The following is a 16,338-nucleotide window of genomic DNA, read 5'->3' on the forward strand; positions in this document are numbered from 1 at the left end:
GGCTCATCGAGATATATAGTTTATTTATCACGCTGGATTATATAGTCCGCTAGCGCTTCCAGTGCCGAGGTATCCAGCGATTGCGCGGCCAGTTCATTTAGCGACTGGCGGGCATCGTCAATCAGATCCCGGGCTTTACGTTGGGCTTGCTCAAGGCCCAGCAGGGCGGGGTAGGTACTTTTGCCAAGCTGCTGGTCCGCACCCTGACGTTTACCCAATGTTGCAGTATCGCCCACCACATCCAGAATGTCATCCTGAACCTGGAATGCCAGACCGATACTTTCTGCGTATCTGTCCAGAATCGGCAGGGCTTTGCGCCCTTGTTCACCCGCGCTCAGCGCGCCCAGGCGAACGGCGGAACGGATCAACGCCCCTGTTTTATGGCGATGAATACGCTCCAGCTGTTCCAGATTAACCTGACGTCCTTCCGCTTCAAGATCCAGCGCCTGTCCGCCGCACATGCCGGCTACGCCGCTGGCCATTGCCAGCTCGGAGATCATCGCCAGGCGGTCACGGTCAGCCACTTCCGCCATCGGCGCGTCGCTCAAAATCGAGAACGCCAGCGTTTGCAGGGCATCACCCGCCAGAATGGCATTCGCCTCGCCAAACTTGATATGGCAGGTGGGTTGACCCCGACGTAAATCGTCGTCGTCCATGGCCGGGAGATCGTCGTGGATCAGCGAGTAGGCATGGATGCACTCAACGGCGGCTGCCGGGGCGTCCAGCGTGTTATCGCTGATGCCAAACATATTGCCCGTGGCGTACACCAGGAACGGGCGCAGGCGCTTTCCACCCAAGAGTGCGCCATAGTGCATGGCTTCAACCAGTGGAGTGTTCTGAAAAGGCTGTGGCGCGATAAAACGGCGCAGGGCGTCGTTGGCGCGTACGACACGCGCCTGAAGCTCATTGGCAAAATCCATTTACTCGGCGTCCGGTGTGAAAGGCGTGGTTTTCGCGTCTTCGCTGTCGGAAAGCAGGATCTGCACGCGCTGCTCGGCCTGCTGCAGCTTGACCTGCCCCTGGCGCGCCAGCTGCACGCCACGCTCGAATTCGTTGAGCGCCTCTTCCAGCGGGAGATCGCCGCTCTCAAGGCGGGTAACAATTTGCTCCAGTTCACTCAGCGCAGTTTCGAAACTGGCCGGTGCGTCGTTCTTCTTCGGCATAGTGAATTGACTCTTATATTCTCAGCCCCGACATGGTAACGGACTCAGGGCAATTATCAAATAACGCGCAATGTGCACAGGAGCGGCGCGATGGTGGTATACTTGCGCGCCTGGATGCAGCCACGGGTGTGGGCTGCTGTACTCTTTTCCATTACAAGCCTTAATACGCTTGCCTAAGAAACATTGCCGCCATGAAGTTTATCATTAAATTGTTCCCTGAAATCACCATCAAAAGCCAATCTGTGCGTTTGCGCTTTATTAAAATTCTCACCGGGAACATTCGAAACGTATTAAAGCACTACGACGAAACCCTCGCCGTGGTGCGCCACTGGGACCACGTTGAGGTCCGTGCCAAAGACGAAAACAAACGTCAGGATATTCGCGACGCCCTGACCCGTATTCCGGGTATCCACCATATCCTGGAAGTGGAAGATGTCCCGTTCAGCGATATGCACGATATCTTCGAGAAAGCGCTGGTCCAGTACCGCGACCAGATCGAAGGCAAAACCTTCTGCGTGCGCGTAAAGCGTCGCGGCAAGCACGAATTCAGCTCCATTGAAGTGGAACGTTACGTCGGCGGCGGTTTGAACCAGCACGTTGAGACGGCGCGCGTACGTCTGACTAACCCGGACGTGACCGTGAACCTGGAGATCGAAAACGATCGCCTGCTGCTGGTAAAAGGCCGCTATGAAGGCATCGGCGGCTTCCCGATCGGCACCCAGGAAGACGTCCTGTCCCTGATCTCCGGCGGCTTCGACTCCGGCGTCTCCAGCTATATGCTGATGCGCCGCGGCTGCCGCGTGCATTACTGCTTCTTCAACCTGGGCGGCGCGGCGCACGAAATCGGCGTTCGTCAGGTCGCGCATTACCTGTGGAACCGCTTCGGCAGCTCTCACCGCGTGCGTTTCGTGGCGATTAACTTCGAACCTGTGGTTGGCGAAATCCTCGAAAAAGTAGACGACGGCCAGATGGGCGTCATCCTGAAGCGCATGATGGTGCGCGCGGCGTCCAAAGTGGCTGAACGCTACGGCGTGCAGGCGCTGGTGACCGGCGAAGCGCTGGGCCAGGTTTCCAGCCAGACGCTGACCAACCTGCGTCTGATCGACAACGTGTCTGATACGCTGATCCTGCGTCCGCTGATCTCTCACGATAAAGAACACATCATCGATCTGGCGCGCGAAATCGGCACCGAAGATTTTGCCCGCACCATGCCGGAATACTGCGGCGTGATCTCAAAAAGCCCAACGGTGAAAGCGGTGAAGGCGAAGATCGAAGCGGAAGAAGAGCACTTCGATTTCAGCATTCTGGAAAAAGTGGTGGCGGAAGCGTCCAACATTGATATCCGCGAGATTGCCCAGCAGACCGAGCAGGAAGTGGTAGAAGTGGAAACCGTGAGCGGTTTCGGTGCTAACGATGCGATTCTGGATATCCGCTCTATTGACGAGCAGGATGACAAGCCGCTGAAGGTTGAAGGCGTCGACGTGGTTTCTCTGCCGTTCTACAAGCTGAGCACGAAGTTTGGCGATCTCGATCAGAGCAAAACGTACCTGCTGTGGTGTGAGCGCGGGGTGATGAGCCGCCTGCAGGCGCTGTATCTGCGCGAGCAGGGCTTTGCGAATGTGAAGGTGTATCGCCCGTAGTTTCTCGCCGGGGAGTACGGCCTGATGCCCTCACCCCGGCCCTCTCCCACAGGGAGAGGGAGAAAACACCTATTCGTAATAATTATAAATCCCCGCCGGCATCACCAGCGACGATGCCACTTCGTACGCCTTCTCGCGCCCGACCAGCAGGTCAATAATCTTTAAGCCAAAATCAATTGCGGTGCCGGGTCCCTGGCTGGTCAGCAGGTTGACGCGCGGGTCCCAGACGACGCGTTTATCCACCCAATGCTCATCCGGGATCGTATCCTTAAGCCCCGGGAAGCCGGTCATGTTGCCGATAGGGAAGATATCGTGCGGAATCAGCACCGTGCCGGCGGCGGCACAGATAGCGGCGACGATACGGCCGGATAAATGAAACTGACGCACGGTCTCGACCAGCAGCGGGCTGTCGCGAAAACATTCCGCGCCTTTTAAGCCGCCTGGCAGCACGATGATATCGTAATCCCCGTCGGCTACCTCCACGAGCGGGGCATCCGCGAGCAGCTTCACGCCGCGCGAGCAGGTAATCGCCAGGCTGCCGTCGCTGGCGACGCTGGCGGTGGTCACCTTAATGCCGCCGCGCACCATCAAATCAATGGTGGTGACCGCTTCCATCTCTTCGCTACCAGGGGCGAGGCAGATCAGGGCTGACGCGCTCATATTCACTCTCCTTACGTTTAACCAGGTCATACAGACGGGCGTTTTCTGGCACCGCGATGCCGTGCGCGCGGGCGCGTTTTAGCAGATAACCGGTGATATAGTCGATTTCCGTGTGGCGTAATGCCCGAACATCCTGCAGCATCGAGGAGATGTTTTCTGCCGTGCTTTCAATGACCTGCTCGACATAACAGCGCAAATCGTCCGCCGACGTGTGCAGGCCTTCCCGCTCAACGACCGCCGCGATTTCTGCACACAGCACCGCAACGTCCTGTGGATGATTTTTCAGCTCTCCGTTCGGACAGTTCCACAGCGCCGTCAGCGGATTGATCACGCAATTTACGGCCAGCTTGCGCCAGAGTTGAGGACGAATATGGTTATGCCAGGCCACGTCCGGCAGCACCTTCTGCAGCACATCGGCCAGATAGCTATAGTCGCCATCCTGCGTTCTGGCGGGTCCAATGTGCGTCACCCCGCTGGCGACATGCACGATGATGTTGCCGTCGCGACGGGCAGCGTGCGTGGTCGTCGCCATCAGCAGGGGCTGCGGAACGCTTTTCAGCTCGTCAAGGGTCCCCATGCCGTTATGCAGCAGCAGTATGGGCGAAGTGGGGGGGAGCTGGGCGGACAGCGTCTTTACCGCGTCTGAGACCTGCCACGCTTTGAGCGTCACCAGTAAAAGGTCACTTTGCGCCAGGAAATCCGGATCGTTCGCGGTGAGGGATTCGTTAAAGATGCTTCCGTCTTCACCAATCAGGTTTACACTGCAATAGGGCTGGGGCACGCGCAACCAGCCCTGAACCTCATGTCCGTGCTTGCACAGCGCGGTCAGCCACAGCTGACCAAGGGCTCCACATCCGAGCACTGTAATTTTCATTGTTCCTCCTCACCTGCAACTGCGCCAGGTGTTACAGCTTAATTATACAGCTAAGCTTCTGTTGAGTTATGCCTCGTAGCGGGTATTATGCAACGCAACAAAAGTGAAGGGAGAAGAAAAGATGCCATCTTTCGATATTGTTTCCGAAGTTGATATCCAGGAAGTTCGCAACGGCGTTGAGAACGCAACCCGCGAAGTTGAGTCACGTTTCGATTTTCGTGGCGTTGAGGCGTCGTTTGAGTTGAACGATGCAAATAAGACCATCAAGGTGCTGAGCGAGTCTGATTTCCAGGTAAATCAGCTGCTCGACATTCTGCGCGCCAAGCTGTTAAAGCGCGGCATCGAAGGGACGTCTCTGGATGTACCGGAAGAGTTTGTGCACAGCGGTAAGAACTGGTTTGTTGAAGCTAAGCTGAAGCAGGGCATCGAGAGCGCGGTGCAGAAGAAGATTGTGAAGCTCATCAAAGACAGCAAGCTGAAGGTGCAGGCGCAGATCCAGGGCGAAGAGATTCGCGTCACCGGGAAATCCCGTGATGACCTCCAGTCGGTGATGGCGCTGGTGCGCGGCTGCGATCTGGGGCAGCCGTTCCAGTTTAAAAACTTCCGCGATTAATATAAAAAGCCCGGTTTAACCGGGCTTTTTTTCACGCTTTGAGCGCCTGCTCAACTTCGAAGCGGTTGGTCATTTTACTGTCTATTTTGACGTAAGCGCTGCGCTCTTCGGGGACAATCAGCACTTCTGTCACGCCTTCTTTTGCTTCCAGACGCTGTTTCAGCGCATCGCTTATCTCAACGTCATTCGGGATTTCCACGCGCAGGCTGCTCACGTAGCGCGGCTCTTTCATGGTGCTGGCGACCAGCAGCCAGACTGTCGCCAACAGCGCACCGGCGAGAAACACGGTTTGTGAATCAAACAGGCCGTCCACCCAGCCGCCAAGCGAGCCGCCGATTGCCACGCCGAGAAACTGGCTGGTGGAATAAATGCCCATTGCCGTGCCTTTGTAACCGGCGGGGGACTCTTTGCTGATAAGCGACGGGAGCAACGCTTCCATCAGGTTAAAGGCCAGGAAGAACAGCTGCACGCCGGCAATCAGCTCCCAGAAGTGCGGGCCGGCACCCCAGAGCACGATCTCGGCAATCAGCAGGACCGCTACGCAGCCCACGAAGACGCGCTTCATTTTGCGCTTCACTTCGGCGTAGATGATGAACGGCACGACGGAGACAAACGAAATCAGCATCGTGACCAGATAGATTTTCCAGTGCTCAGCAGCCGGAAAACCCGCTGCGGCAAGCTGGCCGGGCAGGGCAACAAAGGTCGACATCAGCAGGATGTGCAAACACATAATGCCAAAATTCAGCTTCAGCAGGCGCGGCTCGACGATCACTTTGCTGAAGCAGCCTTTTACCATCCCCGACTCACGGTTGAGGACGTGGTTTTTGCTGTCCGGAACCACCCACAGGGTTAAGGCAATACCGATGGTCGCCAGCACGGCAATCATCCAGAACAGCGCGTGCAGACCCAATGTGTGCGTAATGATGGGGCCCAGCACCATCGCAATCGCAAACGTCACGCCAAAGCTCACGCCGATGAATGCCATCGCTTTAGTGCGGTTCTGCTCGCGGGTTAAGTCTGACAGCAGCGCCATCACCGCAGCGGCAATCGCGCCGGAACCCTGCAGGGCGCGGCCGAGAATAATTCCCCAGATGGAGTGGGAGAGGGCGGCAATGACGCTCCCGAGCACAAAGACCAGCAGCCCACCAACGATCAGCGGCTTTCGGCCCACCCGGTCAGAGAGCAGGCCAAACGGGATCTGGAATACCGCCTGCGCCAGACCGTAGATGCCGATTGCGAGCCCAATCAGCGCCTCGCTGGCCCCCTGCAGCGCCATACCGTACGTGGTCAGAACAGGCAGGACCATAAACATGCCAAGCATCCGTAGCGAGAAGACAGTCCCTAAGCCCCAGGTCGCGCGAAGCTCGCCTGGCGTCATTTTATAATCGTTCATTACCACCTCAGTTCAAAAGCAGGCCATAGTGTAGTGCGGGGAAGGGGCGGGGTAAATAAAGGGTTATTTAACAAATATTACATGCGTTATTAATAAATTCCGTGAATAAAAAAGGGTGCCGAAGCACCCCTTTATTCACCTGTTGTGGCTTACCAGACGTAAGTTAGCAGGTTGTGTGAATCTGGCACCATGAAATCGACAGACATCATCACGGACAGCGAGGTGATGGCCACAATCGAGAACACAAACAGTTTGCGCGCCCAGACTTTGTCATCTTCCACTTTGTAACCGCGCAGCGCCATACCGAGCCACCAGACGCTCACCGCAGCCGCTACCGCCAGATATTTATATCCAGCGTAACCACCCAGAGAGAGCATCAGCGTTGCCACGGCAAAGGCGATGATGTAAAGCGTGATGTGGTTCTTGGCAACCGAAATGCCTTTCACGACCGGCAGAACCGGGATGTTCGCTGCCTGATAATCCTTAAAGCGGAAAATCGCGATGGCATAAGAGTGCGGCATCTGCCACAGGCTAAAGATAGCCAGCAGGATCAGCGCACCGCTGTCGAACTCGTTCGTGACCGCGCAGTAGCCAATCACCGGCGGCGCAGCGCCGGAGAGAGAACCAATCAGCGTGCCGTAGACGGAGTGGCGTTTCATATACAGGCTGTAGACGCCCACATACACCACGAACCCCATCACCCCCAGCCAGCAGGCCAGCGGGTTAGCACCAAACCACAGCAGCATAAAGCCAGCAATACCCAGCAAGGTGGCGTACACCAGCGAGACGGAAGGGGCGATCAGGCCTTTCACCAGCACCCGATTTTTGGTCCTTTCCATCTTCTTGTCGATATCCATGTCGATGTAGTTGTTAAATACACAACCGGACGCAACAACCAGTGACACACCGACCAGCGTGTAGATAAAGAGGGTGTAATCAATGCTGCCCTTAGAGGCCAGCAGGAACCCTCCGATCACGGAGATCAGGTTGCCAAAGATGATGCCTGGTTTCGTTACTTGCAGGTATTGCTTAAACATACTCGCCGCTCTTAGTGAACCATCATGTTGTAGTTGAGGTTCCACATAATCCAGATGGAACCGACTACCAGGATAGCGATGATAATCACGGTAAAGATAAAGGCGGTCATATTCCAGCCTTCATCGGACTTGGTGTTCATGTGCAGGAAGCAAACCAGATGCACCAGAATCTGAATCACCGCGGTCACCAGGATTGCACCCAGAATAACCGGCTTAGACGCAGAACCGCTCATCACCATCCAGAACGGGATCACCGTCAGGATGATCGACAGGATGAAACCTGTCATGTAGGTTTTTACGCTACCGTGGGAAGCGCCATGATCGTTTGAATGACTCATTACATCGCCCCCATCAGATATACAACAGAGAACACACAGATCCACACCACGTCCAGGAAGTGCCAGAACAGGCTCAGGCACATAATACGGGTACGGTTAGTGCTGGTCAGGCCGCGACGGGATACCTGGAACATCAGTACCGCCATCCAGATCAGACCAGAGGTAACGTGCAGACCGTGGGTACCTACCAGCGCGAAGAACGCGGACAGGAAGCCACTGCGATCCGGACCGAAACCTTCCAGAATCAGGTGATGGAATTCATAGATTTCCATCCCGATAAATCCAGCACCAAACAACCAGGTCAACGCCAGCCAGGACACAACCTGGCTCTTGTTGTTTTTGTACATGGCGATAGCCGCCATGCCGTAGGTGATGGAGCTGAATAACAGCAGTGCGGTTTCAACCAGAACGAACGGCAGTTCAAAGATATCCTTGCCAGCCGGGCCGCCCGCCGTGCCGTTCACCAGAACGGCATAGGTCGCGAACAGACAGCAGAACAGAATGCAGTCGCTCATCAGGTAGATCCAGAAACCGAAGACTTTGGTCGGTCCTGTATCGTGGTGCGCATGTTCATGCGCGTGGGCAGTTGAGTGCGCCAGAGTATCAGTTGCCATTTTTCAGCCCCGCTTTAGAAATCTCGTCGAAATGCTGATTTTCCAGCTTCTCAACTTCACGGACTGGTACGTAGTAGTCCACGTCCTCGTCAAAGCTCTTCACAATCCAGCTGATTACGATGCCGGCGAAGCCAACAATCGCCATCCACCAGATGTGCCAGATCATTGCGAAACCAAATACCGTTGCGAAGGCGGCAATCACGATGCCCGCACCGCTGTTTTTCGGCATGTGGATCTCTTCGTAATGAGCAGGTTGCTTGTACGCTTCACCTTTTTCTTTCATTTCCCAGAATGCGTCGCGTTCATGAACCTGCGGCACGATGGCAAAGTTATAGAAAGGCGGTGGAGAAGAGGTCGCCCACTCCAGCGTACGGCCACCCCATGGGTCACCGGTCAGGTCACGGTTCTGGTCGCGGTCGCGAATAGACACGTAGAACTGAATCAGCTGAGACGCGATACCACAGGCAATCAGCACGGCACCGCCCGCTGCAACCATCAGCATTGGGTGGAACTGCGGATCGATCTGCTGGCTCAGACGACGGGTCATACCCATGAAGCCCAGCACGTACAGCGGCATAAATGCTACGAAGAAGCCGATGATCCAGAACCAGAACGCGCGTTTACCCCATTTCTCGTTCAGCGTGAAGCCGAACGCTTTTGGCCACCAGTAGGTTACGCCAGCGAAGCAGCCGAAGACCACGCCACCGATGATAACGTTATGGAAGTGCGCAATCAGGAACAGACTGTTGTGCAGAACGAAGTCAGCACCTGGTACCGCCAGCAGTACGCCGGTCATCCCACCTACGGAGAAGGTCACGATGAAGCCGATGGTCCACAGCATCGCTGAGTGGAACACGATACGGCCCTGGTACATGGTGAACAGCCAGTTGAAGATCTTCACCCCGGTAGGGATGGCGATAATCATAGTGGTGATACCGAAGAAGGCGTTTACGTTCGCGCCCGCACCCATGGTGAAGAAGTGGTGCAGCCAAACGATGAACGACAGAACGGTAATACACACGGTTGCCCACACCAGAGAGGTGTAACCAAACAGACGTTTACGCGAGAAGGTTGCTGCGATTTCGGAGAACACACCGAACACAGGCAGAACCAGAATGTACACTTCCGGGTGACCCCAGGCCCAAATCAGGTTGATGTACATCATCATGTTGCCACCCATATCATTCGTGAAGAAATGGGTGCCCAGGTAGCGGTCCAGGGTCAGCAGCGCGATGGTGACGGTCAGAATTGGGAAGGAGGCAATAATCAGGATGTTTGCGCACAGAGATGCCCAGGTAAATACCGGCATCTTGAACATGGTCATGCCAGGGGCACGCATCTTGATAATGGTCACGAAGAAGTTGATACCGGTCAGGGTAGTACCGACACCGGAGAGCTGAAGCGCCCAAATCCAGTAGTCGACGCCAACGCCCGGACTGTACTCAATTCCTGACAGCGGCGGGTAAGCCAGCCAGCCGGTCTGCGCGAATTCGCCCACACCCAGTGACAGGTTAACCAGAATAACGCCGACAACCGTGAACCAGAAGCTCAGGTTGTTCAGGAACGGGAACGCCACGTCGCGCGCGCCGATTTGCAGCGGAACGACAACGTTCATCAGACCGATAACCAGCGGCATCGCCACGAAGAAGATCATGATAACGCCGTGAGCGGTAAAGATCTGATCGTAGTGGTGCGGCGGCAGGAAGCCGGCTTCACCCGCTGAAGCGAGTGCCTGCTGGCTACGCATCATGATCGCATCCGCAAAGCCACGAATTAACATGACGATACCGACGATGCAGTACATGATACCGAGTTTTTTGTGGTCAACCGAAGTCAGCCACTCGTTCCACAGGTAGCTCCACTTACCGAAGTAAGTGATCAGGGCCAGTAAGGCCGCGCCACCAATGATAATTGCAGCCACCGTAACCACGATAATCGGTTCATGGTAGGGCACTGCATCCAGTGTCAATTTTCCGAACATTTTCTTCCTCGGCCCCTTAGTGAGCGGTTTCCGCGTGGCTCATGTCCATGCCTTCCATACCTTCATGCGCGCTGTGCTCGCCTTCAGGCTGGGTCATGTCCATGCTCTTGCCGTGATCCATAAATTTGCCAATAACGTCTTTGAACAAATCTGGTTTCACATTAGAGAAGTACTCCACCTTGTTGTATTCGCTAGGTGCAGCCACTTTTTCGAACGCCGCCATGTCAGACATGGTGTTTGGAGACTGCTTCGCTTTTTCAACCCACTGGTCGAAAGCGGCACGGTCCGGCGTCGCAATAGCTTTGAACTTCATACCTGAGAAGCCCGGGCCGCTATAGCTGGCGGAGATACCATCATAGGTGCCTGCTTCATTCGCGATCAGGTGCAGATTGGTCTGCATACCGGCCATCGCGTAAATCTGGCTACCCAGACGTGGGATGAAGAAGGAGTTCATTACGGAGTTGGAGGTCACTTTGAACTGAACCGGAGTGTTCGCCGGGAAGGCGATTTCATTCACGGTAGCAATACCCTGCTCTGGATAGATGAAGAACCATTTCCAGTCCATGGAGACCACTTCAATGGTAATAGGTTTCTCATCGTGAACCAGCGGTTTGCTTGGCTCAAGTGCGTGAGTGGTTTTCCAGGTCAGTACGGCAAGGAACAGGATGATCAGAATAGGTACCGTCCAGACCACAGCTTCCACTTTATTGGAGTGTGACCAGTTAGGGCTATACTTCGCATCTTTATTGCTCGCACGATACTTCCAGGCGAAACCAACAGCCATCAAAATGGCAGGAATAACCACAATCAACATCAGGCCAAAAGCCGTCAATATCAGTGAACGTTGTTCCAGTCCAATCTGTCCTTTGGGGTCTAGTAGTGCAGAATCGCAGCCACTGAGTAATACAGTGCCCGCGAATAATGACAACCATCCCAAACTTTTATTGTATTTCCCGAGTCTCATTTAACGACCTCAATTCCACGGAGTCTGGTGGCGTTTAAAGTGTGCGGGCATTTTACGGGAAGGTTACATTACTGTAAACATCATTAGGCCTGTGTCAGGAAGGTGTTACCGGGTTCTGCCGCACGTGTCACAAGTGTTGCAAATTATGTCGGTTTTTATGACCGAAGCCGCATGGCATGGGCTTTATAACGAAAGGACCCCCAAGCATACCCTAAAAGGGGCAATTGGTATAACCATTGTTGAAAATAAACAAAAAATTAACAATTAATTATCAATAAAAAGACATCTAAAAAACGAAAAATCAAACTCTCGCATGCTGAATCGTTTAATGAAAAATAGCGTTTTGGAATGGGAGCCAATAATTTCCAAATCCTATCCCGCACAAAACAACAAATATTTTTTTTGCGGTTGATGGCTATTTCGCCGTTATAATTTCGGTTAGTGATTACAACGGGAAATAACCTTTCGCATTTTTCTTCAGGTCATCTGCGTTTTACGCAAGGCCATGAAATCGAGCAGGCCCCCGGTCAGGATCCCGGCGATAGCCAGCAGGGCGCCTGCGTCCAGCAGAAGGGCTTCGAAGGGGAGTGCCAGTGACGTGCTGGCATTAATAATGAGCACCACCAGCCACAGTGCCAGAGCAAGGCAGCCCACCATTAACAGACGTAACGCAAAACGGTAGGCGCGGTGATATTCGGTGCGCGGCATAAAGTGTTCTGTCCGCTGGGTATATTCCAGCGTCTGGCGACACACCAGCAACAATAAAATCCCCGGCACGGCAGCCACGACCGAAAAGAGATAAAATGTTGGCCAACCGTGGGCTTCCACGAACCAGCCGGCAATCGGGCCAACGTACACGCGGCCTACGGCAGAGAGCGCCGAGAGCAGAGCGAACTGCGTGGCGGAAAATGACTTGTTGCACAGGGTCATCAGCAGGGCGACAAACGCCGCTGTGCCCATACCGCCGCAGAGGTTTTCGAAGAACACCGCCGCGGCCATGCTGATAGTATGTTTATCGGTAATCGACAGCAGCCAGTAGCCTGCGTTAGAGGCGCCCTGAAGGATGCCGAAAATCAGCAGCGCGCGGAACAGCGTCAGGCGCTGCATCAGCACGCCACCGTATAATGCCCCGACAATGGTCGCAAACAGCCCCAGCGTTTTATTCACCACACCCACTTCACCGGCGTCAAAACCGACACCGCGGATCAGGAAGGTGGTGGTCAGGCTCATGGCAAAGGCATCGCCCAGCTTATAAAGGACGATGAGCAACAGGATCAGCCAGGCGTTGTTGCGGCCAAAGAAGTCACGAAGCGGTTCGGCGACGGCCTGCTCCAGCGAGCGGGGAACCGGGATAACGTCACTCGGTTCGGGCGCCAATAAGGTTGCGATAATGCAGGGGATCAGCAGGGCGGCCATCAGCCAGTACATGCCCTGCCAGCCGAGGTAACGGTCGGCAAGCCACAGCGCCAGCCCACCTGAGACCAGCATCCCGAGGCGATAGCCCAGCACGCTGATTGCCGCACCGGCGCCACGCTCTTCCGCAGGTAACACGTCCGTCTTCCAGGCATCGAACACGATATCCTGAGAGGCGGAACAGAAGGCTATCACCACCGCAAGCGCCGCCATCCAGCGAAGCTGCGTGGTGGGTTCAAGAAAACCCATCGCCGCAATGGCCAGCAGCAGGAGGATCTGCGTCATCACCAGCCAGCCGCGACGACGCCCGAGGAAAGGCGGCGTGTAGCGATCCATGACCGGAGACCACAGGAACTTAAAGACGTAGGCCTGGCCCACAAGCGAGAAGAAACCAATGGTTTTAAGATCGATGTTCTCGACCGTCATCCACGCCTGAAGCGTGCCGGAAGTGAGTGCGAGGGGTAAACCCGAGGCAAAGCCGAGGATCAGCAGAATCGCTGATTTCGGTTGCTGGAAAATGCGTAAGTAATGGCTGGACATGTTCTTATAAAACTGACCCGGTGATACACCGGGTCAGCGAGCGGGATTAACGCGCGTTCTGCTTGATGAAGTCGTGAATGCTGGTGTCCTGCGCCATATCGGCGATGGTATCGGTCAGCACGCTATTAACGGCGTTAGCAATGTTCTGGTTGGAGGCCTGGAACGCCCCTTCAACAGAGTAGCTGGCGCGGTAGTTTTTGGTCATCTTGTTGCCATTCTTCGCGGTGGCAATGATGGCGATATCCGCTTTGGTCGCGATGTTGTAGCGCACGTTGCCCTGAGACACGTCAGCATACAGGTTGTTCACGATGATCTGCAGATCAACCGCGCCGCTTGGGCCAATCATGTAGCCGCGAGCGGTCATCTGTTTCTCCAGCACTTCCTGGAGCAGGAAGCGCAGGTCGCGGGACGCGGTGAGGGTAACCTGCTGGTTATCGCGGGTCACTTTTGCCAGCGCCTGATCCTGACGCTGATCGGCGCCGTTGATGCTCACGGTGACGCCCATCAGGCTTGGGTCCTGCTGAGGCAGGGTGATTTTTGGTGAGACATCAATAGTGGTAGGCGGGGTAGCGCAGCCTGCCAGCATAAAAAGGGCTACCAACGGAAAGAAGAGTTTTTTTAACATTTTCGGGTTCTCAACGAATCGTAAGCATATAAAGAGAAAAATTGCCGCCATCATAACATCGCCAACGGCGAGGGGAAGTGGTCAACGCATGTAAATTCATCGCCTTGTCCGAAAACTGACCAGTTCACCGTTTTTCCCAATCCGTGTATGACAAAACGTATGAGTCTCACAGTGAACTTCATTCGTTTGAATGAGAAAATCAGACGAAAGCTAAATATTTGTTGTCAAGGTGTAATGGAAACGGTAAAAGCGGCTAACATTTAAAGGGATGGGTGACATCCTGGCGTTGTCGGAGGAGTAATTTCATGATGATACGTGAGCATATAGAAGATAAATTAAGGGCGGCGTTCAACCCTGTGTTCCTCGAAGTCGTCGACGAAAGCTATCGTCATAACGTGCCGGCAGGTTCTGAAAGCCACTTCAAAGTGGTTCTGGTTAGCGATCGCTTCACGGGAGAACGTTTCCTGAATCGGCATCGCTTGATCTACAGCACCTTGACGGAAGAACTCTCCACGACCGTACATGCGCTGGCACTGCATACCTATACCATTAAGGAATGGGAAGGCTTGCAGGATACGGTTTTTGCATCACCGCCCTGTCGCGGAGCAGGCACAATCGCCTGATAAATCGGATTTGCAACGGCTGGAGCTTTTCCAGTATGTTGCTTACAGATTTCCTCAAAACGGCCTCCGGGCCGTTTTGTTTTGTCTGAGTTTTGAGCGGATGGTGCGATTTTAAGGCTAAAAATAGCCTTAAAGTGTGAAAAAAGCCGCAGCAACATGCCCCAACCGTTCTCGACTCACCTAAGTGATGCCGCTATAATGCCGCGTCTTATTGAATGTCTTCGGGATGATTCTGGCGACAGGGAATGTGAATCTGCACTAAGAGAGCATCCCGGTATAACAGACAGATTCAGAGTTGACCGAGCACTGTGATTTTTTTGAGGTAACAAGATGCAAGTTTCAGTTGAAACCACTCAAGGCCTTGGCCGCCGTGTAACGATTACTATCGCTGCTGACAGCATCGAAACTGCTGTGAAAAGCGAGCTGGTCAACGTAGCAAAAAAAGTACGTATTGACGGCTTCCGCAAGGGCAAAGTACCAATGAATGTTGTTGCTCAGCGTTATGGCGCTTCCGTGCGTCAGGATGTGCTGGGTGAACTGATGAGCCGTAACTTTATTGATGCGATCATCAAAGAAAAAATCAATCCGGCCGGCGCGCCGAACTACGTTCCAGGCGAATACAAACTGGGCGAAGACTTCACCTACTCCGTAGAGTTCGAAGTGTACCCGGAAGTTGAGCTGAAAGGTCTGGAATCTATCGAAGTTGAAAAACCAGTTGTTTCCGTGACTGACGAAGACGTTGACGGCATGCTGGATACCCTGCGCAAGCAGCAGGCGAACTGGAAAGAGAAAGAAGGCGCTGTTGACGCTGAAGACCGTGTCACCATCGACTTCACCGGTTCTGTAGACGGCGAAGAGTTCGAAGGCGGTAAAGCGTCTGACTTCGTACTGGCAATGGGCCAGGGTCGTATGATCCCAGGCTTCGAAGACGGTATCAAAGGCCACAAGGCTGGCGAAGAGTTCACCATCGACGTGACCTTCCCGGAAGAATACCACGCTGAAAACCTGAAAGGGAAAGCAGCGAAGTTCGCTATCAACCTGAAGAAAGTTGAAGAGCGCGAACTGCCAGAACTGACTGAAGAATTCATCAAGCGTTTCGGCGTGGAAGATGGTTCCGTAGCGGGTCTGCGCACCGAAGTGCGTAAGAACATGGAACGCGAACTGAACGGCGCGGTGCGTAACCGTGTGAAATCTCAGGCGATCGAAGGTCTGGTGAAAGCCAACGACATCGACGTTCCAGCTGCCCTGATCGACAGCGAAATCGACGTTCTGCGCCGTCAGGCTGCACAGCGTTTCGGTGGCAACCAGCAGCAAGCGATGGAACTGCCACGCGAGCTGTTCGAAGAGCAAGCGAAACGCCGCGTAGTTGTTGGCCTGCTGCTGGGTGAAGTGATTCGTACCCACGAGCTGAAAGCTGACGAAGAGCGTGTGAAAGGCCTGATCGAAGAGATGGCTTCTGCATACGAAGATCCATCAGAAGTGATCGAGTTCTACGGTAAGAACAAAGAGCTGATGGACAACATGCGCAACGTTGCCCTGGAAGAGCAGGCTGTTGAAGCGGTACTGGCGAAAGCGAAAGTGTCCGAAAAAGCGACCTCTTTCAACGAACTGATGAACCAGCAGGCGTAATTTCGCCCCAACGGTTTAAAGTTTGAACAAAAACCCGTTGCCTTTTGGTGACGGGTTTTTTTTATCACACCAATAGCCCAGGAAGAGTGCTAAAACGCCCTTTCAGTGTTAGCGTAACAACAAAAGGTTGTTATGCTTGAAATAGGGCACTGTGAACCCCATAAGTACGTAATCACGATGAATGAGACTGGCTGATAATCCGTCCATAAGGTTACAATCAGTACAGCAGGT

Annotated in this window: 16 protein-coding genes; 4 read left to right on the forward strand and 12 right to left on the reverse strand. The window is 54.2% G+C overall.

What is annotated here, in order from left to right:
- Positions 1-20 precede the first annotated feature (20 nt).
- Together ispA and xseB are read right to left on the reverse strand one after the other, a co-directional pair.
- Complete coding sequence (ispA, locus tag GXP72_RS04915) at positions 21-920, reverse strand: (2E,6E)-farnesyl diphosphate synthase (RefSeq protein ID WP_008503332.1); 900 nt, start codon at positions 918-920, stop codon at positions 21-23.
- The gene (gene xseB, locus GXP72_RS04920; RefSeq protein WP_008503331.1) at positions 921-1,163 is read right to left on the reverse strand and encodes an exodeoxyribonuclease VII small subunit; all 243 of its coding nucleotides are present in this window, start codon (positions 1,161-1,163) and stop codon (positions 921-923) included. It abuts the gene before it with no gap.
- A gap of 191 nt (positions 1,164-1,354) precedes the next feature.
- Between xseB and thiI the strand changes: the two genes are divergently transcribed.
- Entirely contained in the window at positions 1,355-2,803 is a 1,449-nt protein-coding gene (gene thiI / locus GXP72_RS04925; RefSeq protein WP_032646157.1) for a tRNA uracil 4-sulfurtransferase ThiI, read from the forward strand.
- Positions 2,804-2,872: 69 nt separating this feature from the next.
- On the opposite strand, the gene yajL is transcribed toward thiI, so the two are convergent.
- Positions 2,873-3,463 carry a protein deglycase YajL gene (gene yajL / locus GXP72_RS04930; RefSeq protein WP_061715877.1) on the reverse strand — a complete coding sequence of 197 codons (591 nt, stop codon included), beginning with the start codon at positions 3,461-3,463 and terminating at the stop codon, positions 2,873-2,875.
- Complete coding sequence (panE, locus tag GXP72_RS04935) at positions 3,426-4,337, reverse strand: 2-dehydropantoate 2-reductase (RefSeq protein ID WP_032646160.1); 912 nt, start codon at positions 4,335-4,337, stop codon at positions 3,426-3,428. Before panE ends, yajL begins: the two co-directional genes overlap by 38 nt.
- Before the next feature lie 121 nt (positions 4,338-4,458).
- Between panE and GXP72_RS04940 the strand changes: the two genes are divergently transcribed.
- A complete protein-coding gene (locus tag GXP72_RS04940; RefSeq protein WP_208763557.1) occupies positions 4,459-4,950 on the forward strand; it encodes a YajQ family cyclic di-GMP-binding protein in 492 nt (163 codons plus the stop codon).
- A gap of 31 nt (positions 4,951-4,981) precedes the next feature.
- Here the strand turns inward: GXP72_RS04940 and GXP72_RS04945 are convergent, their stop codons facing one another.
- The 8 genes from GXP72_RS04945 to GXP72_RS04980 all read right to left on the reverse strand — a co-directional run bounded on the left by GXP72_RS04945 (position 4,982) and on the right by GXP72_RS04980 (position 13,855).
- Positions 4,982-6,343, reverse strand: coding sequence for an MFS transporter (locus GXP72_RS04945; RefSeq protein WP_208763558.1), 1,362 nt, complete (start codon positions 6,341-6,343; stop codon positions 4,982-4,984).
- 149 nt (positions 6,344-6,492) lie between these two features.
- Complete coding sequence (gene cyoE, locus GXP72_RS04950; protein WP_013095848.1) at positions 6,493-7,380, reverse strand: heme o synthase; 888 nt, start codon at positions 7,378-7,380, stop codon at positions 6,493-6,495.
- Between the two features lie 11 nt (positions 7,381-7,391).
- Complete coding sequence (locus tag GXP72_RS04955) at positions 7,392-7,718, reverse strand: cytochrome o ubiquinol oxidase subunit IV (RefSeq protein ID WP_006176899.1); 327 nt, start codon at positions 7,716-7,718, stop codon at positions 7,392-7,394.
- A complete protein-coding gene (locus tag GXP72_RS04960) occupies positions 7,718-8,332 on the reverse strand; it encodes a cytochrome o ubiquinol oxidase subunit III (protein ID WP_023334703.1) in 615 nt (204 codons plus the stop codon). The genes GXP72_RS04955 and GXP72_RS04960 overlap by 1 nt, the downstream gene beginning before the upstream one ends.
- The gene (gene cyoB / locus GXP72_RS04965; protein ID WP_014168864.1) at positions 8,322-10,313 is read right to left on the reverse strand and encodes a cytochrome o ubiquinol oxidase subunit I; all 1,992 of its coding nucleotides are present in this window, start codon (positions 10,311-10,313) and stop codon (positions 8,322-8,324) included. Before cyoB ends, GXP72_RS04960 begins: the two co-directional genes overlap by 11 nt.
- Before the next feature lie 16 nt (positions 10,314-10,329).
- Positions 10,330-11,277 (reverse strand): cytochrome o ubiquinol oxidase subunit II, encoded by a 948-nt coding sequence (cyoA, locus tag GXP72_RS04970; RefSeq protein WP_014882770.1) that lies wholly within the window; start codon positions 11,275-11,277, stop codon positions 10,330-10,332.
- Positions 11,278-11,754: 477 nt separating this feature from the next.
- Complete coding sequence (gene ampG, locus GXP72_RS04975; protein WP_032646163.1) at positions 11,755-13,230, reverse strand: muropeptide MFS transporter AmpG; 1,476 nt, start codon at positions 13,228-13,230, stop codon at positions 11,755-11,757.
- Positions 13,231-13,276: 46 nt separating this feature from the next.
- Positions 13,277-13,855 carry a lipoprotein gene (locus GXP72_RS04980; RefSeq protein ID WP_023310568.1) on the reverse strand — a complete coding sequence of 193 codons (579 nt, stop codon included), beginning with the start codon at positions 13,853-13,855 and terminating at the stop codon, positions 13,277-13,279.
- Positions 13,856-14,160: 305 nt separating this feature from the next.
- Between GXP72_RS04980 and bolA the strand changes: the two genes are divergently transcribed.
- Together bolA and tig are read left to right on the forward strand one after the other, a co-directional pair.
- Positions 14,161-14,478 (forward strand): transcriptional regulator BolA, encoded by a 318-nt coding sequence (gene bolA / locus GXP72_RS04985; protein ID WP_021241655.1) that lies wholly within the window; start codon positions 14,161-14,163, stop codon positions 14,476-14,478.
- A 330-nt stretch (positions 14,479-14,808) separates the two neighbouring features.
- Positions 14,809-16,107 (forward strand): trigger factor, encoded by a 1,299-nt coding sequence (tig, locus tag GXP72_RS04990; protein WP_024906818.1) that lies wholly within the window; start codon positions 14,809-14,811, stop codon positions 16,105-16,107.
- The last annotated feature ends 231 nt before the right edge of the window (positions 16,108-16,338 follow it).

Source organism: Enterobacter sp. SES19 (assembly GCF_011765665.1).
GTDB lineage: Bacteria > Pseudomonadota > Gammaproteobacteria > Enterobacterales > Enterobacteriaceae > Enterobacter > Enterobacter pseudoroggenkampii.

Excerpts from the sequence above, each read along its gene's own strand:
- GXP72_RS04955 (WP_006176899.1), bottom strand. The coding sequence starts at position 7,718 with ATGAGTCATTCAAACGATCATGGCGCTTCCCACGGTAGCGTAAAAACC.
- ispA (WP_008503332.1), bottom strand. The coding sequence starts at position 920 with ATGGATTTTGCCAATGAGCTTCAGGCGCGTGTCGTACGCGCCAACGAC.
- GXP72_RS04980 (WP_023310568.1), bottom strand. The coding sequence starts at position 13,855 with ATGTTAAAAAAACTCTTCTTTCCGTTGGTAGCCCTTTTTATGCTGGCA.
- panE (WP_032646160.1), bottom strand. The coding sequence starts at position 4,337 with ATGAAAATTACAGTGCTCGGATGTGGAGCCCTTGGTCAGCTGTGGCTG.
- GXP72_RS04945 (WP_208763558.1), bottom strand. The coding sequence starts at position 6,343 with ATGAACGATTATAAAATGACGCCAGGCGAGCTTCGCGCGACCTGGGGC.
- GXP72_RS04960 (WP_023334703.1), bottom strand. The coding sequence starts at position 8,332 with ATGGCAACTGATACTCTGGCGCACTCAACTGCCCACGCGCATGAACAT.
- thiI (WP_032646157.1), top strand. The coding sequence starts at position 1,355 with ATGAAGTTTATCATTAAATTGTTCCCTGAAATCACCATCAAAAGCCAA.
- ampG (WP_032646163.1), bottom strand. The coding sequence starts at position 13,230 with ATGTCCAGCCATTACTTACGCATTTTCCAGCAACCGAAATCAGCGATT.
- cyoE (WP_013095848.1), bottom strand. The coding sequence starts at position 7,380 with ATGTTTAAGCAATACCTGCAAGTAACGAAACCAGGCATCATCTTTGGC.
- tig (WP_024906818.1), top strand. The coding sequence starts at position 14,809 with ATGCAAGTTTCAGTTGAAACCACTCAAGGCCTTGGCCGCCGTGTAACG.
- cyoA (WP_014882770.1), bottom strand. The coding sequence starts at position 11,277 with ATGAGACTCGGGAAATACAATAAAAGTTTGGGATGGTTGTCATTATTC.
- xseB (WP_008503331.1), bottom strand. The coding sequence starts at position 1,163 with ATGCCGAAGAAGAACGACGCACCGGCCAGTTTCGAAACTGCGCTGAGT.
- cyoB (WP_014168864.1), bottom strand. The coding sequence starts at position 10,313 with ATGTTCGGAAAATTGACACTGGATGCAGTGCCCTACCATGAACCGATT.
- bolA (WP_021241655.1), top strand. The coding sequence starts at position 14,161 with ATGATGATACGTGAGCATATAGAAGATAAATTAAGGGCGGCGTTCAAC.
- yajL (WP_061715877.1), bottom strand. The coding sequence starts at position 3,463 with ATGAGCGCGTCAGCCCTGATCTGCCTCGCCCCTGGTAGCGAAGAGATG.
- GXP72_RS04940 (WP_208763557.1), top strand. The coding sequence starts at position 4,459 with ATGCCATCTTTCGATATTGTTTCCGAAGTTGATATCCAGGAAGTTCGC.